This is a genomic window from Pseudomonas syringae, assembly GCF_021606685.1.
Classification (GTDB): domain Bacteria; phylum Pseudomonadota; class Gammaproteobacteria; order Pseudomonadales; family Pseudomonadaceae; genus Aquipseudomonas; species Aquipseudomonas syringae_R.
Genome location: NZ_WKCB01000003.1, coordinates 60,299 through 81,809, shown reverse-complemented (window position 1 = coordinate 81,809; position 21,511 = coordinate 60,299). Strand labels below are relative to the sequence as shown.

The following is a 21,511-nucleotide window of genomic DNA, read 5'->3' as shown; positions in this document are numbered from 1 at the left end:
CCTCCCACATTTGGATGTCTATCAGGCTGACGACAATCACCCGCCACGAAAAAGCCCCGACTCGCGAGAGCCGGGGCTTTTTGTTGGTGCGCTACAACGGCTTAGCCGTTGAACACATCATCCACGCTTTGCAGCGGGTAGTGCTTAGGATACGGCAGGGTGGCCACACCGGTCTCGATGGCAGCTTTGGCCACGGCATCGGAGATCAGGGTGATCAGGCGCTTATCCATTGGTTTCGGAATGATGTACTCACGACCGAAGGCCAGTGGAGCACCACCGTAGGCGTCGCACACGTCCTGAGGCACCGGCAGCTTGGCCAGTTCGCGCAGGGCGTTGGCGGCAGCTACTTTCATCTCTTCGTTGATGCGCTTGGCACGCACGTCCAGGGCACCACGGAAGATGAACGGGAAGCCCAGCACGTTGTTGACCTGGTTCGGGTAGTCCGAACGGCCGGTGGCCATGATCACGTCGCTACGGGTGGCGTGTGCCAGTTCCGGGGAGATTTCTGGGTCCGGGTTGGAGCAGGCGAACACGATCGGGTTGGCCGCCATGGACTTGAGGCCTTCGGCGCTCAGCAGGTTCGGGCCGGACAGGCCAACGAACACGTCGGCACCGTCGAGGGCGTCAGCCAGGGTGCGCTTGTCGGTCGCGTGGGCAAACATCGCCTTGTACTGGTTCAGATCGGTACGCTCGGACTGAACAACGCCCTTGCTGTCGACCATGAAGATGTTTTCCAGCTTGGCGCCCATGCTCACCAGCAACTTCATGCAGGAGATGGCCGCAGCACCGGCGCCGAGGCAGACGATCTGCGCATCAGCCAGGGTTTTGCCAGCGATTTCCAGGGCGTTGATCATGCCGGCGGCGGTAACGATCGCGGTGCCGTGCTGGTCATCGTGGAATACCGGGATGTCGCACTGCTCGATCAGGGCCTTTTCGATCTCGAAGCACTCAGGTGCCTTGATGTCTTCCAGGTTGATGCCACCGAAGGTGATGGAAATGCGCTTTACGGTGTCGATGAAAGCCTGCGGGCTCTCGGAATCAACTTCGATGTCGAAAACGTCGATGCCGGCAAAGCGCTTGAACAGCACGCCTTTACCTTCCATGACTGGCTTGGAGGCCAATGGGCCGAGGTTACCCAGGCCCAAAATCGCGGTGCCATCGGAAATCACTGCAACCAGGTTGCCTTTGCCGGTGTACTTGTACGCCAGTTCAGGGTCGCGGGCGATTTCACGTACGGGCTCGGCCACGCCAGGGCTGTAGGCCAGCGACAGGTCGCGGGCAGTGGCAGTGGCTTTGGTGAGCTCTACACTCAGCTTTCCTGGACGAGGATGGGCATGATATTCGAGAGCGGCAGTTTTCAAATCAGACATATCGGCATTCCGCTTTTACTGTTGGTCGACGGACCGCCGAGGATACGCGTGTCGCAAAGCCCCTACAAGACTGGTCAGTCACAGGTGTCAAGGCCCCGCAGCGACGTACTTTAGTCTAAAGCCACGGCGCACAAGGGCTAGACTGTTCACAATCGCCTTAAAAAATGTCTACAATTTTTTCTTAATACATCGATTTGAGCATGCCGGGGTCGGTCAGCGGGAGCAGCCAACGCGCCTGGCCGCTTTTCAGGTTGCCGCGCCGGGATCGATCCAGCACCCAGCCACGCGCCTCGATGGTCTTGCCTTGCAGACCATTGAGCTGGGCCACATCGAAGCGGCTGGCCAGTTCGGGGGCAACGCGTAATACCAGTGAGCCCTGCAATTCGATCCAGATTGTGCCTCGATTGCGTTCGATCTTGCTCACCCGGCCACTGACCAGCGCAAAGCCCGATTGCTTGAGTTGCGCCACGCCCAGCACCGGCGACTGCCGCCACAGGCCCACCTGCGCCGTACGCGCACTCTTTTCGGCGGCCTGCTGGCAGGCGACAAGGTCGATATTCGGCGCGACGCCCACCTGGAACCCCAGGCCCTCGGCCAGCAGTTGCGCCTCCAGGTTCTCACCGTTGGCGCCATAAAGGTGGGCCAGCGTGCGGCCGTAGCGGTCCTTGCCCTCGCGCCCGGGCACCAGGCCGACGCGACCGCCACTGGCCGCCACCAATGCCTCAAGGCGCTGGCGAGCCGCCACGGCATACGGCTCGTCACTGCGGCCTTTTTTGCCGGTTTCCGGCGCATTAAGGCCGATCATGCGCACGCTGCGCCCGTCCTTGAGGCGCAGCGTGTCGCCATCCACCACCCGCTGCACCTCAACCTGCGCCAGCGAGGCCGGCGCCGGGCAGAACACCGCAGCTTGGGCGGCGGGCAGCCAAATCCCAGGCACAAAAAAGGCGCCCGCAAGGGACGCCTTTTTTAACAGCTGGCAAAAGCCCATAAGGCTTTTGAGCCTTACTCTGCTGGAGTAGCAGCAGGCTTCTTGCCGAAAGCACCAAAGCGATCAGCAAAGCGCTGTACACGGCCGCCGGTGTCCAGAGTTTTCTGCTTACCGGTGTAGAACGGGTGGCACTCGTTGCATACGTCAGTACCCAGTGGCTTGCACAGGTTCGAACGTGTTTCGAACTTGTTGCCGCAGCTGCAGGTTACTTCGATGGTTTCGTACGCTGGATGGATATCGGCTTTCATGGCACTTCCTCGGGCTAGCGTGCCGCCACTCGACACTATTGTCGAATACCGCACGTAATTAGGCCGCGGATTCTACCAGACCTTTTTAATCGCGCAAGCGGCGACTCCTATGGTTTGCGCCTATAAAAGCCCCTTTCATCAGAAAATATCCGCGACATTATCCACCTATGTGGCGAGCGGGCTTGCCCGCGTTGGGTTGCGAAGCAGCCCCAAAACCTGCCACCGCAGCTTGTCTGAAAAAAACCGGTGCTCTTACTGGGGCCGCTTCGCAACCCAACGCGGGCAAGCCCGCTCGCCACACTAGCCCGGTCGCCACATAAGCGCGTTGCTTGCGATTGCGGGTTATAGGCAGTTGTGTAGATACCAATGCCGCCGGTCTGCTAGGCTCCCGCCCCTGCGCCACCGCCTGCCTATATAGATGAGACTCCTCGCGTGCCCGACGCCATTTTGCGCCTAGCCCTGCCCTCGCCCCTGCGCCGCCTGTTCGATTACCGGGCCCCGGCCGGCGTGCTGCGGGCGCAGTTGCAGCCAGGCATGCGCGTACGGGTACCGTTTGGTCGGCGGGAAATGATCGGCATCCTCATAGAGGTCGCCGACCACAGTGAAGTCCCGGCAGAAAAGCTCAAACCCGCGGTGGCCATCCTCGATGCCACGGCGCCGCTGCCGCCCGCGCTGTTCAAGCTGTGCCTGTGGACCGCCCAGTATTATCAGCACAGCCTGGGCGACACCCTGAGCTGGGCGCTGCCGGTATTGCTGCGCCAGGGCGAATTGGCCGAAGCGCGCCAGGAGCGCTTCTGGTCGATGGTGCCCGAGGCGCGCTTCGACGACCCGCGCATCGCCCGAGCCCCGCGCCAGCGTGAAGCCCTGGCAACCCTGGCCCAGCATCCCCACGGCGTGGCCCATCAGCTGTTAAGCAAGCTGATACTGAGCAAAGACAGCCTCGACCTGCTGCTGGCCAAGGGCCTGGTACAGGTTGAAATCCGCAAGCATGCGCCCGACGCACGCCACGAACACTGGCTGGCCCAGCCGGAATTGCCGCTGAACCCCGAGCAGCGCGCGGCCTATGAGGCCATTCGTGCCGGTTTCGACAGTTTCCACGCGTTCCTGCTGGCCGGCGTCACCGGCAGCGGCAAGACCGAAGTGTATTTACAGTTGATCCGCGAAACCCTGCAGGCTGGCAAGCAGGCACTGGTGCTGATCCCCGAGATCAACCTGGGCCCGCAGACCCTGGCGCGCTTCGAACAGCGCTTCAACGCGCGCATCGCGCTGGTGCACTCGGCGGTCAACGACCGTGAGCGCCTGGAAGCCTGGCTGGCCGCGCGGGACGGCGAGGCCGACATTATTATCGGCACCCGTTCGGCGCTGTTTACGCCGATGAAAAACCCCGGGCTGATCATCATCGACGAGGAGCACGACGGCTCCTATAAACAGCAGGAAGGCCTGCGTTACCACGCCCGCGACCTGGCGCTGGTGCGGGCGCGCCAGGAAGACATTCCGATTGTGCTGGGCTCGGCCACGCCGTCCCTGGAAAGCCTGCACAACGCCTACACCGGCCGTTACGGGCTCCTACGCCTGAACGAGCGCGCCGGTGGCGCCAAACAACCGCGCTTCCTGCGCCTGGACGTCAAAAGCCGCCCGCTGGACAGCGGCATTTCCGGGCCGATGCAACAAGCCATCGGCCAGACACTCGCCGCTGGCCAGCAAGTGCTGGTGTTTCTCAACCGTCGCGGGTTTGCGCCGACTTTGTTGTGCCATGACTGCGGCTGGATGTCCGAATGCGAACGCTGTGACGCGCGCATGACCGTGCACCAGCGCTACGGCGAACTGCGCTGCCACCATTGTGGCCATGTGGAACGCGTGCCGCGAAACTGCCCGCAGTGCGGCAAAGTCGACCTGCGCCCTGTCGGCGCGGGCACCGAGCGCGCCGAAGAACGCCTGGGCATTCTGTTTCCGGATTACCCGGTGCTGCGCGTCGACCGCGACAGCACCTCGCGCAAGGACGCGATGAACCAGCTGTTCGCGACCATCCAGAAGGGCCAGCCGTGCATCCTGGTGGGCACACAGATGCTTGCCAAGGGGCACCACTTTCCACGGGTGACGCTGGTGTCGATTCTCGACGCCGACGGCGGCCTGTTCTCCGGCGACTTCCGCGCCAGCGAGCGCATGGCGCAGCTGATCGTGCAGGTTGCCGGTCGCGCGGGGCGTGCCGAAGAGCCGGGCAAGGTGATCATCCAGACCCACCTGGCCGACCACCCACTGCTGATCCAACTGACCGAACAAGGCTACTTCGCCTTTGCCGAACAAGCCCTGAGTGAACGCCGCGCCGCCGGCCTGCCGCCGTTTGCGCACCTGGCACTGTTGCGCGCCGAAGCCCACAAGCCGGGCCAGGCCGAAGGTTTTCTGGATGAGGCGTGCAGCGTCGCCGAAGGTTTGCTGGGCGAGCTGGGTCTGAGCGGCATCGAGTTGCTCGGCCCGGTGCCCGCCCCCATGGAGCGCCGCGCCGGGCGTTATCGTGCTCAGCTACTCTTGCAGGCAACCTCCCGCGCGCCGCTGCATCGGCTATTAAGTAGCTGGTTGCTTGCGCTGGAGCAAATGCCAAGTGGCCGGCAGGTGCGATGGTCGCTGGATGTAGACCCGGTAGATTTGTATTGAATACTAGTTGGGGGGGGGGAGCTTGCCCCCGAGGAAGTGGGAACCACCCCCAAAAGGTGGGCGCGAGCGGGGCTGCAGAGGGGGAGAAGGCTCCCTCGCCACAGCAAGCTCCCTTGCCACAGGTTAATCGTCCGTGAAGGTCCTTCGAAGGTTGGCAAGCCAGCCCTCGCCACGGATAATGCCCAGTTTTTCCACCTGCGCATCGCGCGCCGCCGCTTGCGGTCGAAAGAGAACACCATGAAAGACACCATTCGCCAGCTGATCCAACAAGCCCTCACCCAACTCGTCAACGAAGGTGTGTTGCCTGAAGGCCTGTCGCCGGCGATCCAGGTGGAAAACACCCGCGACAAGACCCACGGTGACTTCGCCAGCAATATCGCGATGATGCTGTCCAAGCCTGCGGGCATGAAGCCCCGCGACCTGGCGGAAAAAATCATCGCCGCGCTGCCTGCCGACGACAGTGTGACCAAGGCCGAGATCGCCGGCCCCGGGTTCATCAACTTCTTCCAGAACACCCAGGCGTTGGCCGGCCGTCTCGACGCGGCCCTGGCCGATGCCCGCGTGGGCGTGCGCAAGGCCGGTCCGGCCCAACGCACCGTGGTCGACTTGTCAGCGCCTAACCTGGCCAAAGAAATGCACGTTGGCCACTTGCGTTCGACCATCATCGGCGACGGCGTGGCGCGGGTATTGGAGTTCCTCGGTGATGAGGTCGTCCGCCAGAACCACGTTGGCGACTGGGGCACGCAGTTCGGCATGCTGATGGCCTACCTGCAGGAAAACCCGATCACCAGCGACGAGCTGTCGGACCTGGAAAACTTCTACCGCGCCGCCAAGAAACGTTTTGACGAGTCGCAAGAGTTCGCCGACCGCGCCCGTGGCCTGGTCGTCAAGTTGCAAGCCGGTGATGCCGAATGCCTGGCACTGTGGACCAAGTTCAAAGACATTTCGCTGTCCCACTGCCAGAAGATCTACGAACTGCTCAACGTCAAGCTGACCATGGCCGATGTGATGGGCGAAAGCGCCTATAACGACGACCTGATCAACGTGGTCAATGACTTGAAGGCAGCGGGCATGTTGGTCGAGAGCAACGGCGCCCAGTGCGTGTTCCTCGAAGAGTTCAAGACCGCCGACGGCGAGCCGCTGCCGGTGATCATCGTCAAGGCCGATGGCGGCTATCTGTACGCCACCACTGACCTGGCGGCTGTGCGCTACCGCAGCGGCGTGCTGAAAGCTGACCGCGCGCTGTATTTCGTCGACCAGCGCCAGGCCCTGCACTTCCAGCAAGTGTTCGAAGTGGCGCGCCGCGCGGGCTTCATCACCCACCCGATGCACATGGAGCACATGGGCTTCGGCACCATGAACGGCGCCGATGGCCGCCCGTTCAAGACCCGCGACGGCGGCACCGTGAAGCTGATCGACCTGCTGACCGAAGCCCAGGACCGCGCCTACAGCCTGGTGAAGGAAAAGAACCCGGAGCTGGCCGAGGCCGACCTGCGCAACATCGCCCGCGTGGTGGGGATTGGCGCGGTGAAGTACGCCGACCTGTCCAAGCACCGCACCAGCGACTACAGCTTCAACTTCGAGCTGATGCTCAACTTCGAAGGCAACACCGCGCCCTACCTGCTGTACGCCTACACCCGTGTGGCGGGCGTTTTCCGCAAGTTGGGCAAGGACTTCAGCGAAGTTGAAGGCCAGATCGTGCTCGATGCCCCGCATGAACAGGAACTGGCAGCCAAACTCGCGCAGTTCGGCGAAGTGCTGAACAGCGTCGGCGAGAAAGGCACCCCGCATATCCTGTGCACCTACTTGTACGAAGTCGCCGGTCTGTTCTCCAGCTTCTACGAGAACTGCCCGATCCTTTCCGCCGACGACGAAGCCCAGAAGCAGAGTCGCCTGCGCCTCGCCGCACTGGCTGGACGGACCCTCAAGCAAGGCCTGGAGCTGTTGGGCCTGGAAACTCTGGAGCGTATGTAAGTTGGCTGCCAAGAAAAAACCTGCACCCAAGCGCGGCGCCAGCCGCTACCAGGCCCCGGCCAAGAAGCCGATTCCGGGCTGGTTGTGGATGGCGATCGGCCTCACGGTCGGCGCGTTCATTGTGTTTCTGATGAAGCTCGACCCCGGCCAGGGTGACGACGTCAAACGCGTCAAACAGGAGCAGCAGAAAGCCACGAAAATGGCCGAAGCCAACAAGACCGCGCCGAGCCCGACTGCACCGGTGAAGCCTAAGTACGATTTCTACACCCTGCTGCCGGAATCGGAAGTGATCGTGCCGCCGGATGCCGTGCCGGAGAAAACCCTGCCGACGCCGCAAGTGCCGACCACCCCGGTCACCCCGGCGGAAGCGGCGAAGATCGACACAGCGCGCGCCCAGGCTGCCCTGGCCGGGATCACCCCACCACCGCCGCCACCGGTCGCCGAAACCAAGGCAGCGCCGGTGACCAAGTTCTTCCTGCAAGCGGGCTCGTTCCCGAAACAGGCGGATGCAGATCGTGTGCGGGCACAGATTATTCTGCTCGGCCAGACGGTGACGGTGGAATCCGGCACGGTGAAGGACGCCACCTGGTACCGCGTGCTGGTAGGCCCGTTCAGCAACCGCGAACAGCTGACCGTGGCGCAGAAGCAACTGGCGGGCGCAGGCTTTAGCAACCTGTTGTTACAACAACGCCAAAGCCGCTGATCCCAGCCTTACGCTGGTCAAAATGTGGGAGGGGGCTTGCCCCCGATGGCGGTAGATCAGTCAATATTTTCGGCGACTGACACACCGCTATCGGGAGCAAGCCCCCTCCCACATTTGGTTTTGGGGTGTTCATGAAAATGTGTAAAACACATAAGCACCACTCGTCCGTACACCCCTCCTACGGTTGAAATCATTCCCACCACCCCCATATCAGTTTCCATCAGGGCATTTTCGCCCCGCTGCGTGGAGACTCTCCCCTTGACCACCATCGTTTCAGTACGTCGCCACGGCAAAGTCGTCATGGGCGGCGACGGCCAGGTTTCCCTGGGCAATACCGTGATGAAAGGCAACGCCAAGAAAGTGCGTCGCCTGTACCACGGCCAGGTGCTTGCCGGTTTCGCCGGCGCTACCGCTGACGCCTTCACCCTCTTCGAGCGTTTCGAAGGCCAGCTGGAAAAACACCAGGGCCACCTCGTGCGCGCCGCCGTCGAACTCGCCAAAGAATGGCGTACCGACCGCTCCCTCAGCCGCCTGGAAGCCATGTTGGCCGTAGCCAACAAAGACGCCTCCTTGATCATCACCGGTAACGGCGATGTGGTTGAGCCTGAACATGGCCTGATCGCCATGGGTTCCGGCGGTGGCTACGCCCAAGCGGCCGCCAGCGCACTGTTGAAGAAAACCGACCTGTCGGCCCGCGAAATCGTCGAGACTGCCTTGGGCATCGCCGGTGATATCTGCGTGTTCACCAACCACAACTTCACCATTGAGGAGCAGGACCTCGCCGAGTAAGCCGTAGGCTTATTTGCGCTTGAGGCCGCCAAACACTATGTCCATGACTCCCCGCGAAATCGTCCATGAACTTAATCGCCATATCATCGGCCAGGACGATGCCAAGCGCGCCGTTGCCATCGCGCTGCGTAACCGCTGGCGCCGGATGCAATTGCCCGAAGAACTGCGCGTTGAAGTAACGCCCAAGAACATCCTGATGATCGGCCCGACCGGCGTCGGTAAAACCGAAATCGCCCGGCGCCTGGCCAAGCTGGCCAATGCGCCGTTCATCAAGGTCGAAGCCACCAAGTTCACCGAAGTGGGCTATGTGGGCCGTGACGTCGAGTCGATCATCCGTGATCTGGCCGACGCCGCCTTGAAGCTTTTGCGCGAACAGGAAATGACCAAGGTCAGCCACCGCGCCGAAGACGCCGCCGAAGAACGCATCCTCGACGCCCTGCTGCCACCGGCGCGCATGGGTTTCAACGAAGACGCGGCACCGACCTCCGATTCCAACACCCGCCAGCTGTTCCGCAAACGTCTGCGTGAAGGCCAGCTGGATGACAAGGAAATCGAGATCGAAGTCGCTGAAGTTTCGGGCGTCGACATTTCCGCGCCGCCTGGCATGGAAGAAATGACCAGCCAGCTGCAGAACCTGTTCGCCAACATGGGCAAGGGCAAGAAGAAAAGCCGCAAGCTCAAGGTCAAGGAAGCACTGAAACTGGTGCGCGACGAAGAAGCCGGGCGCCTGGTGAACGAGGAAGAACTCAAGGCCAAGGCCCTGGAAGCGGTCGAGCAGCACGGCATCGTGTTTATCGACGAGATCGACAAAGTGGCCAAGCGCGGCAATTCCGGCGGCGTCGATGTGTCCCGTGAAGGTGTACAGCGCGACCTGCTGCCGCTGATCGAAGGCTGCACCGTGAACACCAAGCTGGGCATGGTCAAGACCGACCACATCCTGTTTATCGCTTCCGGCGCATTCCACCTGAGCAAGCCAAGCGACCTGGTGCCGGAGCTGCAAGGCCGCCTGCCGATTCGCGTGGAGCTCAAGGCGCTGACCCCGGGCGATTTCGAGCGCATCCTCAGCGAGCCGCATGCATCGCTGACCGAGCAGTACCGCGAGCTGCTGAAAACCGAAGGTTTGGGCATCGAGTTCCTGCCGGACGGTATCAAGCGTTTGGCGGAGATTGCCTGGCAGGTCAACGAAAAGACCGAGAACATTGGTGCTCGCCGCCTGCATACGCTGCTTGAGCGCTTGCTTGAGGAAGTGTCGTTCAGCGCCGGCGACATGGCCGGCTCGCAGAATGGCGAAGCGATCAAGATAGACGCGGATTACGTCAACAGCCACTTGGGCGAATTGGCGCAGAACGAAGATCTGTCGCGCTACATTCTGTAAGCCTTAACACAGGGCCGCTTTGCTTTACTGTGGGAGGGGGCTTGCTCCCGATTGCGGTGTATCAGTATCAGATGTACTGACTGACACACTGCAATCGGGAGCAAGCCCCCTCCCACATTTTTAAGCCGGTTTATTCAGGATCACCTCATATGGCCAAGTTTCCTACTGCTGTAAACCTGCACAAAACCTCCAACACCCTCGGCCTCACCTACGGGCCCGATGAGGTGTATCAACTCCCGGCCGAACTGCTGCGCACCCACTCGCCTTCCGCCGAGGTCCAGGGCCACGGCAAACCCATCCTGCAATTCGGCAAGCTCAACGTTAAGTTGATCAAGATAGAACCGGCCGGTCAGTACGCACTGAAATTGACCTTCGACGACGGGCATGACAGCGGACTTTTCACCTGGGACTACCTCTACCAATTGGCCGTGCGTCAGGACGCGCTGTGGGCCGATTATCTGGCTGAGCTCAAGGCTGCCGGCAAAACCCGCGACCCGAGCGAGTCGGTCGTGCGGCTGATGCTCTAGCCCAGGCTTCTTGCTCTTTAGAGCGCATTTTCTAATTTCATCTGCTTGAATGCCCTGTCGCGTGGCCAACGATTGGCCCGCTTGCGAAAAAAATTAAACTCGGGTAACCAATGGAACTGGCAAGTTCCCTGCATTTGACGATGTGGTATCAACGGTCACCCGAGTCGCAGTACCTGGCGTGTGTTGTGTAGCCAAAGCTGGTGCGCAGCGGTACCCGGTACTCGTCTTTCGGACAATGGAGCGTCGTAGATGAGTAACAAGAACAACGATGACTTGAAACGCCAGGCCTCGGAAAACACCTTGGGGCTCAACCCGATCATCGCGTTACGTAAAAAGGACTTACTCGCCTCGGCGAAGATGGTGCTGACCCAAGCCATCAAGCAACCGCTGCACAGCGTCAAGCACGTCGCCCACTTTGGCGTCGAATTGAAGAACGTGATGTTCGGCAAATCCGAGCTGGTGCCCGAGAGCGACGACCGTCGCTTTCATGACCCGGCCTGGAGCCAGAACCCGCTCTATAAACGCTACCTGCAAACCTACCTGGCGTGGCGCAAGGAACTGCACGACTGGATCGGCGACAGCAACCTGTCCGAGCAGGACATCAGCCGCGGCCACTTCGTGATCAACCTGATGACCGAAGCCATGGCCCCCACCAACAGCGCGGCCAACCCGGCGGCGGTCAAACGCTTCTTTGAAACCGGCGGCAAGAGCCTGCTCGACGGCCTGTCCCACTTGGCCAAGGACATGGTGCACAACGGCGGCATGCCGAGCCAGGTCAACATGGGCGCGTTTGAAGTGGGCAAGAGCCTGGGCACCACCGAAGGTGCCGTGGTGTTTCGCAATGACGTGCTGGAGCTGATCCAGTACAAGCCGATCACCGAACAGGTGCACGAGCGCCCACTGCTGGTGGTGCCGCCGCAGATCAACAAATTCTACGTATTCGACCTGAGCCCGGATAAGAGCCTGGCGCGCTTTTGCCTGCGCAATGGCCAGCAGACCTTTATCGTCAGCTGGCGCAACCCGACCAAGGCCCAGCGGGAGTGGGGCCTGTCGACCTACATCGAGGCGCTCAAGGAAGCCGTCGATGTGGTCACGGCGATTACCGGCAGCAAAGACATCAATATGCTCGGCGCCTGCTCCGGCGGCATCACCTGCACTGCGCTGCTGGGCCACTACGCGGCGCTGGGCGAGAAGAAGGTTAACGCCCTCACACTGCTGGTGAGCGTGCTGGACACCACGCTGGATACGCAGGTGGCGCTGTTCGTCGACGAGCAGACCCTGGAGGCGGCCAAGCGCCACTCCTACCAGGCGGGTGTGCTGGAAGGCCGCGACATGGCCAAGGTATTCGCCTGGATGCGCCCCAACGACTTGATCTGGAATTACTGGGTCAACAACTACCTGCTGGGCAACGAGCCGCCGGTGTTCGACATCCTGTTCTGGAACAACGACACCACGCGCTTGCCGGCCGCCTTCCACGGCGACCTGATCGAACTGTTCAAAAACAACCCGCTGGTGCGCGCCAACGCCCTGGAAGTGTGCGGCACGCCCATCGACCTCAAGCAGGTCACGGCCGATATCTACTCACTGGCCGGCACCAACGATCACATCACGCCGTGGCAGTCCTGCTACAAGTCGGCGCAGCTGTTTGGCGGCAAGGTGGAGTTTGTGCTGTCCAGCAGCGGGCATATCCAGAGCATCCTCAACCCGCCAGGCAACCCCAAGGCTCGCTACCAGACCAGCGACAGCCTGGCGGGCAAGCCGCTGGAGTGGCAAGAGAACGCGACCAAGCACACCGATTCGTGGTGGCTGCATTGGCAGGCGTGGCAAGCGGAGCGGGCGGGCAAGTTAAAGAAAGCGCCTACGAGTTTGGGTAACAAAACCTATGCCGCGGCTGAGGCTGCGCCGGGAACCTATGTACACGAACGCTAAAGCCCACTTCTTTGGGATTGAAATGGGATCAAATGTGGGAGGGGGCTTGCTCCCGATAGCGGTGGATCAGCTACAGATGCATCAACTGACAATCAGCCATCGGGGGCAAGCCCCCTCCCACATTTAGACCTCACTCCGGCTGTAGGACTTCACAGGGCTTGAACATGCCGCAACCGTTCATCTTCCGTACCATCGACCTGGATGGCCAGACCATCCGCACGGCGGTGCGCCCGGGCAAGCCTCACTTGACGCCGCTGCTGATCTTCAATGGCATCGGCGCCAACCTTGAGCTGGTGTTTCCGTTCGTCCAGGCGCTGGACCCGGACCTTGAGGTAATCGCCTTCGACGTGCCAGGCGTGGGCGGCTCCTCGACCCCGAGGCGGCCGTATCGCTTTCCCGGCCTGGCCAAGCTCACCGCGCGCATGCTGGATTACCTGGACTACGGCCAAGTGAACGCCGTGGGGGTTTCCTGGGGGGGCGCGCTGGCGCAGCAGTTTGCCTATGACTACCCGGAGCGCTGCAAGAAGCTGATCCTGGCGGCCACGGCGGCGGGTGCGGTGATGGTGCCGGGCAAGCCGAAAGTGTTGTGGCTGATGGCCAGCCCGCGGCGCTATATCCAGCCGTCCCATGTGGTGCGTATTGCGCCGATGATTTATGGCGGCTCGTTCCGCCGCGATTCGACACTGGCGGCCGAGCACGCCAGCAAAGTGCGCTCGGCCGGCAAGCTCGGTTATTACTGGCAGCTGTTTGCGGGGCTGGGCTGGACCAGCATCCACTGGCTGCACAAGATCCGCCAACCGACCCTGGTACTGGCCGGCGACGACGACCCGCTGATCCCCTTGATCAACATGCGCATGCTGGCCTGGCGCATTCCCAACGCACAGTTGCACATCATCGATGACGGCCACTTGTTCCTGATCACTCGGGCCGAAGCCGTGGCGCCGATCATCATGAAGTTTCTTGAGGAGGAGCGCCTGCGCGCAGTGATTCACCCGCGACCGGCCGTGTAAGGACTGCACCGCCGGGCAACTTGTCGAGAACCGGCTATGGTTCTGAATTGGCGTGCCTGTTGTTGCCTTGACGAAGGAGTGTTGGCTCATGCGAGAACGACCCGTGACGAACCCGGCGCCCACCCCCGCTGCGTTCATCAATGCGCAAAATGCGATCACCGGCCTGCGTGGCCGGGACCTGCTCTCGACCCTGCGCAGTGTGGCCGCCCACGGCCTGCGCAACCCGGTGCACACTGCCCGCCACGCGCTGGCCCTGGGCGGTCAACTGGGTCGCGTGCTGCTGGGCGAAACGGTGCATGCGCCCAACCCTCACGACAGTCGCTTCAGCGACCCGACCTGGGCCCTCAACCCGTTTTATCGGCGCAGCCTGCAAGCCTACTTGAGCTGGCAGAAGCAGACCCGCCACTGGATCGATGACAGCTCATTGAGCGCCGACGACCGCGCCCGTGCGCACTTCGCCTTCGCCCTGATCAACGACGCCGTCTCGCCCTCCAACACCCTGCTCAACCCGCTGGCGGTCAAAGAGCTGCTCAACTCCGGCGGCAACAGCGTGGTGCGCGGCGTGAGCAACCTGTTTGACGACCTGCTGCACAACCACGGCCTGCCGCGCCAGGTCAGCAAGCAGGCGTTCGAGGTGGGCAAGACCGTGGCCACCACCCCGGGCTCGGTGGTGTTTCGCAATGAGCTGCTGGAGCTGATCCAGTACAAGCCGATGAGCGAAAAGCAATACGCCAAGCCGCTGCTGATCGTGCCGCCGCAAATCAACAAGTACTACATTTTCGACCTCAGCCCGGCCAACAGCTTTGTGCAGTACGCCCTCAAGAACGGCCTGCAGACCTTTATGGTCAGTTGGCGCAACCCGGATGTCCGCCATCGGGAGTGGGGCCTGTCCACTTACGTGGCAGCGCTGGAGGAAGCGCTCAACGTGTGCCGCACGATCACCGGCGCCCGCGAGGTCAACCTGATGGGCGCCTGCGCCGGCGGCCTGACCATCGCGGCCCTGCAAGGCCACCTGCAAGCCAAGCGCCAGTTGCGGCGCATCTCCAGCGCCAGTTACCTGGTGAGCCTGCTCGACAGCCAGATCGACAGCCCCGCCACGCTGTTCGTCGACGAGCAAGCCCTGGAAGCGGCCAAACGCCGCTCTTACCAGCAAGGCGTGCTCGACGGCCGTGACATGGCGCGGGTGTTCGCCTGGATGCGCCCCAACGACCTGATCTGGAACTATTGGATCAACAATTACCTGCTGGGCAAAGAGCCGCCTGCGTTCGACATCCTCTACTGGAACAACGACAACACGCGCCTGCCCGCTGCGCTGCATGGTGACCTGCTGGACTTCTTCAAGCACAACCCGCTGAGCCATCCCGGCGGCCTGGAGGTGTGCGGCACGCCCATCGACCTGCAGAAGGTCACGGTCGACAGCTTCAGCGTGGCCGGCATCAACGACCACATCACGCCGTGGGACGCGGTGTACCGCTCCACGCAGTTGCTGGGCGGCGAGCGGCGCTTCGTGCTGTCCAACAGCGGGCATATCCAGAGCATCCTCAACCCGCCGGGCAACCCCAAGGCCAATTACGTCGAAAACCCCAAGCTGAGCAGCGACCCGCGTGCCTGGTACTACGACGCCAATCACGTCGAAGGCAGCTGGTGGCCGCAGTGGCTGGAGTGGATTCAGCAACGCTCGGGCGTACAGCGCGAAACCCTGACCGCCCTGGGCAACCAGAATTACCCACCGATGGAAGCGGCGCCAGGCACCTACGTGCGCGTGCGCTGAGCTCAACGATCACATTAAGAAGACTGGATGAAGACCCGCGACCGTATCCTTGAATGTGCCCTGCAGCTGTTCAACCAGAAGGGCGAGCCGAACGTGTCGACCATGGAGGTGGCCAATGAAATGGGGATCAGCCCTGGCAACCTCTACTACCACTTTCATGGCAAGGAGCCGTTGGTTCTCGGCTTGTTCGAGCGTTTTCAAAGTGAACTGGCGCCGCTGCTTGACCCACCGGCGGATGCGCAGCTCAAGACCGAGGATTATTGGCTGTTCCTGCACCTGATCATCGAACGCATGGCCCATTACCGGTTTCTGTTCCAGGACCTGTCGAACCTGGCGGGGCGCCTGCCCAAGCTGGCCAAGGGTATTCGCACGCTGCTGACGGCACTCAAGCGCACCCTGGCGTCATTGCTGGCGCGCCTCAAGGCAGCCGGGCAATTGGTCAGCGACACCCAGGCGCTGGGGCAACTGGTGGAGCAGATCACCCTGACCCTGCTGTTCTCGCTGGATTATCAGCGGATTCTCGACCGTGAAGGTGAGGTGCGCGTGGTGGTCTACCAGATCGTGATGCTGGTGGCGCCGCACCTGATGGTGCCGGCGCGGATGGCGACCGAGAAGTTCGCGCTCAAATACCTGGATGAAATTGATTAATACGGTAGGAGTGGGCTTGCTCGCGAATGCGGTGTTTCAGTCAGCACATCGGGTACTGACACACCGTATTCGCGAGCAAGCCCGCTCCCACATTTAAAGTCGAGGGCGTTCTTGAACGTGCGCCAAAAAAAATGCCCGACCTTTGCAGGTCGGGCATTTTTGTGTCCTGAAAAAATCAGGACTGACTGGAGGGCGTCGGGGTTACCGGCGTTGCAGTCGGGGCAGTAGCCGCGTGGCTCGGTGCGGACGCCGAGTTGGCGGTCGAAGCGGTTGGCGCCGGGGTTGCAGGCTTGGCCGCAACGGCTGGCTTGGGTGCAGCTGGCTTCTTGGCTGCTGCGGGCTTTTTCGCTGCAGCAGGTTTTGCCGCTGGCTTGGCAGCCGCAGGTTTTGCGGCGGCCGGTTTGGCTGCAGGTTTTGCAGCAGCTGGCTTGGCAGCAGGTTTGGCGGCGGCGGTTTTAGCCGCTGGTTTGGCGGCTGGTTTTGCGGCGGCCTTGGCGGCGGGTTTTGCAGCCGGTTTGGCAGCGGCTTTAGCGGCCACTGGCTTGGCGGCAGGCTTGGCAGCGGGTTTTGCAGCAGCGGTTTTCGCAGCTGGCTTGGCAGCCGCTTTGGCTGGCGCCTTGGCAGCAGGTTTAGCCGCGGCTTTCACCAGAGGCTTGGCCGCTGCCTTCGCGGCGGGTTTGGCCGCTGCAGTTTTAGCCGCAGGCTTGGCAGCCGGTTTTGCAGCCGCCGTTTTAACCGGAGCAACTTTAGCACCGGTGAGTTTTTCAATTTGCTTGGTCAGAGTATCGACCTTGCTGTGCAGCGTCTTGAGTTCTGCTTTGCTAGGCACGCCGAGTCGCGAAATGGCACTGTTAAGGCGCTTGTCGAAGGTTTCTTCCAACTTGCCCCAAGTGTCAGAAATGCTCGACTTGGCGGAACCGGCAGTGGCCTTGGCCGCTTCAACTTTTTTACCGACCGTGCTCTTGGTCAACTTCTCGGCCTTCTCGCCGTCCTTGACCAAAGTCTCGAAGTATTTACCGCCGTCACTGCTAACCTTCGAGTACACGCCTAAACCAGCAAGCCAGATCTTACGGGAATATTTTTCAACTTCCCCGACCCACGAGCTGCCTTCTTTCTGAGTAGTCTTTTTAACAGCCATCCCGATGTCTCCTTAGTGTTTACGCGCGACACGTTCGAGCAATGCCGTCAGCTCTTCGAGCTTAGCAGAGAGTGTCTCCACGTCATGTTTAGACGCAATGCCAATTCGATTCAAGGCACTGGCAACACGAGTATCAAAAGCTTTTTCAACTTTATCCAGCTGAACTTCTACCAGACCTTTGACAGCGGAGACATTACTCTTTACTTGGTCAATCTGACTGTTGGCGGCACCAAGTTGTTCAATAGCAACTTTTTTACCTTTACTTTCAACATGTTGACCAGTCTTAACCAGCTCTTTGAAGTAGTCGCTGCCCTCGCTTCCAACCTTGGCATAAGCACCAAGACCTGCCAGCCAGATCTTGCGGGCATAGCTTTTAACGTCGCTCAGGGCAGTAGTCTGTGCGTCGATTTTTTTCTTCAGGATAACTTTGGCCATGGTGCACCTCACGCAGAAAAGGGGGGAGGAACGGCCCACAGGAGTTGAGGGCTTGGGCACAAAGTAGGCTGGAAAATTAGAATCGGCACCCTAAGAACATGAGGATCACGCCAGCGCCTTATCCAGGGCTTTCTCGATTTCAGACTTGATGGTGCCACTCATGGCCGACATCAACAGGCCCAGTTCCACATCAATACGCAGCGAATCATCCGCGACGACTACCGTGCCCTTAACCCCCGAACGCTTGAGGTTCAAGGTATCGCCGGACCATGAAGGTTCCAGGCCATATTGCTCCTGGAGTTTGTGCGCCAACTTCTCGGCCTTGGCGCGTGCGCCCTCTTTACCCAGGGAATGTGCACGCTCAACGGTAATACGGGCCATTGCAATGACTCCTCTTTATAACGACTGAAACACCGGCCATGCGGCAAAAAGCCTCGGTGACCGCCTATCTTACCTTCAGCCTTGCCAAGACAAAGCAGGCCTTGGGGATTATCATGTCCCGCATTCTCTTTTGGTGACAGCGATATGACTGATCAGCGCAAAGGCAGCGATGCCGAACCCACCACTCACTTCGGCTTCAAGAACGTCCCGGAAAGCCAGAAAGCGGAAAAAGTCGCTGAGGTGTTCCACTCCGTAGCCGCCAAGTACGACCTGATGAACGACGTACTGTCGGGCGGTATGCACCGCCTGTGGAAGCGTTTCACCATCGAGCTGTCGGGCGTACGCACCGGCAACCGCGTGCTGGACATCGCCGGTGGCACGGGCGACCTGGCGGCCAAGTTCTCCAAGCTCGTCGGCCCTACCGGCCAGGTCGTGCTGGCCGATATCAACGGCTCGATGCTCAAGGTCGGCCGTGACCGCCTGCTGGATAAAGGCGTGGCTGGCAATATCGAATTCGTCCAGGCCGACGCCGAAAAACTGCCGTTCCCCGACAACCATTTCGACTGCGTGACCATCGCCTTCGGCCTGCGCAACGTGACCCATAAAGAGGACGCGATCCGCTCGATGCTGCGCGTCCTCAAGCCGGGCGGTCGTCTGTTGGTGCTGGAGTTCTCCAAGCCGACCAACGCGCTGATGTCCAAGGTCTACGACACCTACTCGTTCGCCTTCATGCCGTTGATGGGCAAGCTGATCACCAATGACGCCGAGAGCTATCGCTACCTGGCCGAATCGATCCGCATGCACCCTGACCAGGAAACGCTCAAGTCAATGATGGTTGAAGCCGGTTTTGACCGCGTGACCTACCACAACATGACGTCGGGCATCGTCGCCCTGCACCGCGGCATCAAGCCCTGATGCTGTTCGCAGGCCTCCTCGCCAGCGTCGAACACGGCCTCAACCGTGTACTGCGCCTGGACAGCACCGCCCTGGCGCGGCTCGCGCACTTGAACGGCAAGGTGATTGCCGTCGACTGCAGCAGCCCCGCCTTGCAGCTGTTTATCCTGCCCAGCGATGAAGGCCTGCTGCTGGCCACCCAATGGGCCGCCGAGGCCGACTGCACCCTGCGTGCGCCGGCAACGAGCCTGTTGCACCTGGCCCTGAGCCGCAACAAGACCGCCATCCTCCACGGCCCTGACGTGCATCTGGAAGGCGACAGCGCGGTGCTGATGGACCTGGCCGCCGTGTTGCAAGATTTAGAGCTGGATTGGGAATACGAACTGTCCCGCTGGATCGGCCCCGTGGCCACCCAGTTGGTCAGCGGGCACCTGCGCAGCCGCTCGCGCTGGTACCAGCAAGGGTTCGCCAGCCTCAACCAGAACCTCGCCGAATACCTGAGCGAAGAGTCGCGCACCCTGGTCGGAGAACGTGAAGCGCAAGCGCGCTTTCGTGAACTCGACAAGGCCAAAATCGACCTGGAACGCCTCGAGGCTCGCTTCGAGCGCCTGAGCCGTTCCCTTGATCCAAGCGATAACGCATGAAGCTGCTCGCCGTCCGCCGTTTGTTTCGTATCCAGCGCGTTGTAATGCGCTACCGCCTCGATGACCTGCTGTTCGCGCTGCCCCTGCCGTGGTTCCTGCTGGCGGTGCGCTATGTGCTGCCGTGGCGCTGGTTTCCGCGCAAGCCGCTGGAGCTGAGCCGTGGCGCGCGCCTGCGCCTGGCGTTGCAGGACCTGGGGCCGATCTTCATCAAATTCGGGCAGATCCTTTCGACCCGCCGCGACCTGCTGCCCGAAGACATCGCCGACGAACTGATGCTGTTGCAGGACCGCGTGCCGCCGTTCGATTCACAGCAGTCTATGAAGCTGATCGAAGAACAACTGGGCCGCAAGATCAGCGATGTATTCAGCCGCTTTGACGTCGCGCCCCTGGCCTCGGCCTCAGTGGCACAAGTGCACGCCGCGCAGCTCAAGACCGGCGAAGAAGTGGTGGTGAAGGTGATCCGCCCGGGCCTCAAGCCGATCATCGGCCAGGACCTGGCGTGGCTGTTTATCCTTGCCCGCGCCGCCGAGCGTTTCTCCGCTGACGCGCGGTTGCTGCACCCGGTGGACGTCGTCGCCGACTACGAAAAAACCATCTACGACGAACTCGACCTGCTGCGCGAAGCGGCCAACGCCAGCCAGCTCAAGCGCAACTTCGAAGGTTCGCCGCTGCTGTACGTGCCGCAAGTGTATTGGGACTGGTGCCGCCCCAAAGTGCTGGTGATGGAGCGCATCTACGGCGTGCAGGTCACCGACCTCGCGACCCTGGCCGACCAGCGCACCGACATGAAGATGCTCGCCGAGCGCGGCGTGGAGATCTTCTTCACCCAAGTGTTCCGCGACAGTTTCTTCCACGCCGACATGCACCCGGGCAACATTTTCGTCAGCACCGTGAACCCGTGGAGCCCGCAATACATCGCGATCGACTGCGGTATCGTCGGCAGCCTCACCCCGGAGGACCAGGACTACCTGGCCCGCAACCTGTTTGCGTTCTTCAAGCGTGACTACCGCCGCGTGGCCCAGCTGCATATCGATTCTGGCTGGGTGCCGGCGGAAACCAAGCTCAACGAATTCGAAGCGGCGATCCGCACGGTGTGCGAGCCGATCTTTGAAAAACCTTTAAAGGATATTTCCTTCGGCCAGGTGCTGATGCGCCTGTTCCAGACTGCGCGGCGCTTCAATATGGAAGTGCAGCCGCAGCTTGTTCTTTTGCAAAAGACCCTGCTCAACATCGAAGGCCTGGGCCGCCAGCTGTACCCGGACCTCGATTTGTGGAACACCGCGCAGCCGTTCCTGGAGCGCTGGATGCGCGAGCGCGTCAGCCCGAAAACCCTGCTGGGCAACCTGCACAGCCAGTTCGAACAGCTGCCGCACCTGGCCAACATGACCCGCGACCTGCTGGAGCGCATGTCCCAGCCGCATGCCAAGGACCCACCGCCGCCGTGGCACAAGCGCAAGGACGACTGGTTCCTGCGCCTGCTGGGCGCGGCGCACCTGGTGGGCGGGGTGATGCTGGCGATTGGTGGGCCGTTGAACCAACTTGGCCACTGGCCGGCAGGCATCATGGTCGCCGTGGGTGTTTATCTGATCGTGCGTCGATAGCCAATCCGGTTATACACTGTCGCAAATTGCCGGAGCCGAACATGAAAGACTGGCTGGATGAGATCAAGTGGGACAGTGACGGCCTGGTGCCGGCCATTGCCCAGGACTACAAAACCGGGCGTGTGCTGATGATGGCCTGGATGAACCGCGAGGCCCTGAGCCTGACTGCCACTGAGCAGCGCGCCATTTACTGGTCACGTTCACGTGGCAAACTGTGGCGCAAGGGCGAAGAGTCCGGGCACGTGCAGACCCTGCACGAGATACGCCTGGACTGCGACGCTGACGTGGTGATCCTGATGGTCGAGCAGATCGGCGGCATCGCCTGCCACACCGGCCGTCACAGCTGCTTCTATCGCGTGTTCGAGAACGGCGAATGGAAGGTCGTGGAGCCGGTGCTCAAAGACCCGCACGCCATCTACTCGGCAGGACACTGA

The 21,511-nt window shown here is 61.4% G+C and carries 20 protein-coding genes; 14 read left to right on the top strand and 6 right to left on the bottom strand.

All coding sequences use genetic code 11. From position 1 onward, the window contains the following. Nucleotides 1-101: 101 nt before the first annotated feature. From GIW02_RS02090 to rpmE, 3 genes are all read right to left on the bottom strand, one after another. Nucleotides 102-1,370: a malic enzyme-like NAD(P)-binding protein gene (locus GIW02_RS02090; RefSeq protein WP_159953780.1), complete on the bottom strand. Its 1,269-nt coding sequence runs from the start codon at nucleotides 1,368-1,370 to the stop codon at nucleotides 102-104. Between the two features lie 181 nt (nucleotides 1,371-1,551). Then, nucleotides 1,552-2,358 carry a thermonuclease family protein gene (locus GIW02_RS02085; protein ID WP_236412179.1) on the bottom strand — a complete coding sequence of 269 codons (807 nt, stop codon included), beginning with the start codon at nucleotides 2,356-2,358 and terminating at the stop codon, nucleotides 1,552-1,554. A 14-nt stretch (nucleotides 2,359-2,372) separates the two neighbouring features. Continuing rightward, nucleotides 2,373-2,606 (bottom strand): 50S ribosomal protein L31, encoded by a 234-nt coding sequence (gene rpmE / locus GIW02_RS02080; protein WP_005784030.1) that lies wholly within the window; start codon nucleotides 2,604-2,606, stop codon nucleotides 2,373-2,375. Between the two features lie 432 nt (nucleotides 2,607-3,038). On the opposite strand from rpmE, the gene GIW02_RS02075 reads away from it, so the two are divergent. The 10 genes from GIW02_RS02075 to GIW02_RS02030 all read left to right on the top strand — a co-directional run bounded on the left by GIW02_RS02075 (nucleotide 3,039) and on the right by GIW02_RS02030 (nucleotide 15,984). Then, nucleotides 3,039-5,258, top strand: a complete 2,220-nt coding sequence (locus GIW02_RS02075) for a primosomal protein N' (RefSeq protein ID WP_236419942.1) — start codon at nucleotides 3,039-3,041, stop codon at nucleotides 5,256-5,258. 237 nt (nucleotides 5,259-5,495) lie between these two features. After that, on the top strand, nucleotides 5,496-7,232 hold the full coding sequence (gene argS / locus GIW02_RS02070) for an arginine--tRNA ligase (RefSeq protein ID WP_236418312.1): 1,737 nt from the start codon (nucleotides 5,496-5,498) through the stop codon (nucleotides 7,230-7,232). A 1-nt stretch (nucleotide 7,233) separates the two neighbouring features. Beyond that, nucleotides 7,234-7,935, top strand: a complete 702-nt coding sequence (locus GIW02_RS02065) for an SPOR domain-containing protein (RefSeq protein WP_236418311.1) — start codon at nucleotides 7,234-7,236, stop codon at nucleotides 7,933-7,935. Nucleotides 7,936-8,193: 258 nt separating this feature from the next. Continuing rightward, nucleotides 8,194-8,724 (top strand): ATP-dependent protease subunit HslV, encoded by a 531-nt coding sequence (gene hslV, locus GIW02_RS02060; RefSeq protein ID WP_010563201.1) that lies wholly within the window; start codon nucleotides 8,194-8,196, stop codon nucleotides 8,722-8,724. Nucleotides 8,725-8,761: 37 nt separating this feature from the next. After that, on the top strand, nucleotides 8,762-10,099 hold the full coding sequence (gene hslU / locus GIW02_RS02055; protein ID WP_236418310.1) for an ATP-dependent protease ATPase subunit HslU: 1,338 nt from the start codon (nucleotides 8,762-8,764) through the stop codon (nucleotides 10,097-10,099). 149 nt (nucleotides 10,100-10,248) lie between these two features. After that, nucleotides 10,249-10,626, top strand: a complete 378-nt coding sequence (locus tag GIW02_RS02050) for a gamma-butyrobetaine hydroxylase-like domain-containing protein (RefSeq protein ID WP_236418309.1) — start codon at nucleotides 10,249-10,251, stop codon at nucleotides 10,624-10,626. Between the two features lie 249 nt (nucleotides 10,627-10,875). After that, nucleotides 10,876-12,555: a class II poly(R)-hydroxyalkanoic acid synthase gene (gene phaC / locus GIW02_RS02045; RefSeq protein ID WP_101265683.1), complete on the top strand. Its 1,680-nt coding sequence runs from the start codon at nucleotides 10,876-10,878 to the stop codon at nucleotides 12,553-12,555. 164 nt (nucleotides 12,556-12,719) lie between these two features. Next, the gene (phaZ, locus tag GIW02_RS02040; protein WP_236418308.1) at nucleotides 12,720-13,565 is read left to right on the top strand and encodes a poly(3-hydroxyalkanoate) depolymerase; all 846 of its coding nucleotides are present in this window, start codon (nucleotides 12,720-12,722) and stop codon (nucleotides 13,563-13,565) included. 88 nt (nucleotides 13,566-13,653) lie between these two features. Beyond that, the gene (phaC, locus tag GIW02_RS02035; RefSeq protein ID WP_236418307.1) at nucleotides 13,654-15,336 is read left to right on the top strand and encodes a class II poly(R)-hydroxyalkanoic acid synthase; all 1,683 of its coding nucleotides are present in this window, start codon (nucleotides 13,654-13,656) and stop codon (nucleotides 15,334-15,336) included. Nucleotides 15,337-15,363: 27 nt separating this feature from the next. Next, the gene (locus tag GIW02_RS02030; protein WP_236418306.1) at nucleotides 15,364-15,984 is read left to right on the top strand and encodes a TetR/AcrR family transcriptional regulator; all 621 of its coding nucleotides are present in this window, start codon (nucleotides 15,364-15,366) and stop codon (nucleotides 15,982-15,984) included. A gap of 175 nt (nucleotides 15,985-16,159) precedes the next feature. Here the strand turns inward: GIW02_RS02030 and GIW02_RS02025 are convergent, their stop codons facing one another. The 3 genes from GIW02_RS02025 to GIW02_RS02015 all read right to left on the bottom strand — a co-directional run bounded on the left by GIW02_RS02025 (nucleotide 16,160) and on the right by GIW02_RS02015 (nucleotide 17,938). Next, complete coding sequence (locus tag GIW02_RS02025; RefSeq protein ID WP_236421764.1) at nucleotides 16,160-17,122, bottom strand: phasin family protein; 963 nt, start codon at nucleotides 17,120-17,122, stop codon at nucleotides 16,160-16,162. A 12-nt stretch (nucleotides 17,123-17,134) separates the two neighbouring features. Then, nucleotides 17,135-17,557 (bottom strand): phasin family protein, encoded by a 423-nt coding sequence (locus tag GIW02_RS02020; RefSeq protein WP_236419739.1) that lies wholly within the window; start codon nucleotides 17,555-17,557, stop codon nucleotides 17,135-17,137. A gap of 105 nt (nucleotides 17,558-17,662) precedes the next feature. Beyond that, nucleotides 17,663-17,938 carry a polyhydroxyalkanoic acid system family protein gene (locus GIW02_RS02015; protein ID WP_236419740.1) on the bottom strand — a complete coding sequence of 92 codons (276 nt, stop codon included), beginning with the start codon at nucleotides 17,936-17,938 and terminating at the stop codon, nucleotides 17,663-17,665. A gap of 144 nt (nucleotides 17,939-18,082) precedes the next feature. Here GIW02_RS02015 and ubiE point away from each other — a divergent pair, with 144 nt between their 5' ends. Genes ubiE through hisI form a run of 4 tightly spaced genes read left to right on the top strand, consistent with a single transcriptional unit; the run spans nucleotide 18,083 to nucleotide 21,511 of the window. Then, nucleotides 18,083-18,853, top strand: coding sequence for a bifunctional demethylmenaquinone methyltransferase/2-methoxy-6-polyprenyl-1,4-benzoquinol methylase UbiE (ubiE, locus tag GIW02_RS02010; RefSeq protein ID WP_003171186.1), 771 nt, complete (start codon nucleotides 18,083-18,085; stop codon nucleotides 18,851-18,853). After that, nucleotides 18,853-19,476, top strand: coding sequence for an SCP2 sterol-binding domain-containing protein (locus tag GIW02_RS02005; protein ID WP_236419742.1), 624 nt, complete (start codon nucleotides 18,853-18,855; stop codon nucleotides 19,474-19,476). The genes ubiE and GIW02_RS02005 overlap by 1 nt, the downstream gene beginning before the upstream one ends. Continuing rightward, on the top strand, nucleotides 19,473-21,077 hold the full coding sequence (ubiB, locus tag GIW02_RS02000) for a ubiquinone biosynthesis regulatory protein kinase UbiB (RefSeq protein ID WP_236421763.1): 1,605 nt from the start codon (nucleotides 19,473-19,475) through the stop codon (nucleotides 21,075-21,077). The genes GIW02_RS02005 and ubiB overlap by 4 nt, the downstream gene beginning before the upstream one ends. 41 nt (nucleotides 21,078-21,118) lie before the next feature. Beyond that, the gene (gene hisI, locus GIW02_RS01995) at nucleotides 21,119-21,511 is read left to right on the top strand and encodes a phosphoribosyl-AMP cyclohydrolase (RefSeq protein WP_236411233.1); all 393 of its coding nucleotides are present in this window, start codon (nucleotides 21,119-21,121) and stop codon (nucleotides 21,509-21,511) included.

What these genes read in the sequence shown, in the direction of transcription:
- argS (WP_236418312.1), top strand. Translation starts at nt 5,496, where the DNA reads ATGAAAGACACCATTCGCCAGCTGATCCAACAAGCCCTCACCCAACTC.
- ubiB (WP_236421763.1), top strand. Translation starts at nt 19,473, where the DNA reads ATGAAGCTGCTCGCCGTCCGCCGTTTGTTTCGTATCCAGCGCGTTGTA.
- GIW02_RS02015 (WP_236419740.1), bottom strand. Translation starts at nt 17,938, where the DNA reads ATGGCCCGTATTACCGTTGAGCGTGCACATTCCCTGGGTAAAGAGGGC.
- phaZ (WP_236418308.1), top strand. Translation starts at nt 12,720, where the DNA reads ATGCCGCAACCGTTCATCTTCCGTACCATCGACCTGGATGGCCAGACC.
- phaC (WP_236418307.1), top strand. Translation starts at nt 13,654, where the DNA reads ATGCGAGAACGACCCGTGACGAACCCGGCGCCCACCCCCGCTGCGTTC.
- GIW02_RS02090 (WP_159953780.1), bottom strand. Translation starts at nt 1,370, where the DNA reads ATGTCTGATTTGAAAACTGCCGCTCTCGAATATCATGCCCATCCTCGT.
- ubiE (WP_003171186.1), top strand. Translation starts at nt 18,083, where the DNA reads ATGACTGATCAGCGCAAAGGCAGCGATGCCGAACCCACCACTCACTTC.
- GIW02_RS02030 (WP_236418306.1), top strand. Translation starts at nt 15,364, where the DNA reads ATGAAGACCCGCGACCGTATCCTTGAATGTGCCCTGCAGCTGTTCAAC.
- rpmE (WP_005784030.1), bottom strand. Translation starts at nt 2,606, where the DNA reads ATGAAAGCCGATATCCATCCAGCGTACGAAACCATCGAAGTAACCTGC.
- GIW02_RS02025 (WP_236421764.1), bottom strand. Translation starts at nt 17,122, where the DNA reads ATGGCTGTTAAAAAGACTACTCAGAAAGAAGGCAGCTCGTGGGTCGGG.
- GIW02_RS02020 (WP_236419739.1), bottom strand. Translation starts at nt 17,557, where the DNA reads ATGGCCAAAGTTATCCTGAAGAAAAAAATCGACGCACAGACTACTGCC.
- GIW02_RS02005 (WP_236419742.1), top strand. Translation starts at nt 18,853, where the DNA reads ATGCTGTTCGCAGGCCTCCTCGCCAGCGTCGAACACGGCCTCAACCGT.
- hslU (WP_236418310.1), top strand. Translation starts at nt 8,762, where the DNA reads ATGTCCATGACTCCCCGCGAAATCGTCCATGAACTTAATCGCCATATC.
- GIW02_RS02085 (WP_236412179.1), bottom strand. Translation starts at nt 2,358, where the DNA reads ATGGGCTTTTGCCAGCTGTTAAAAAAGGCGTCCCTTGCGGGCGCCTTT.
- GIW02_RS02050 (WP_236418309.1), top strand. Translation starts at nt 10,249, where the DNA reads ATGGCCAAGTTTCCTACTGCTGTAAACCTGCACAAAACCTCCAACACC.
- hisI (WP_236411233.1), top strand. Translation starts at nt 21,119, where the DNA reads ATGAAAGACTGGCTGGATGAGATCAAGTGGGACAGTGACGGCCTGGTG.
- phaC (WP_101265683.1), top strand. Translation starts at nt 10,876, where the DNA reads ATGAGTAACAAGAACAACGATGACTTGAAACGCCAGGCCTCGGAAAAC.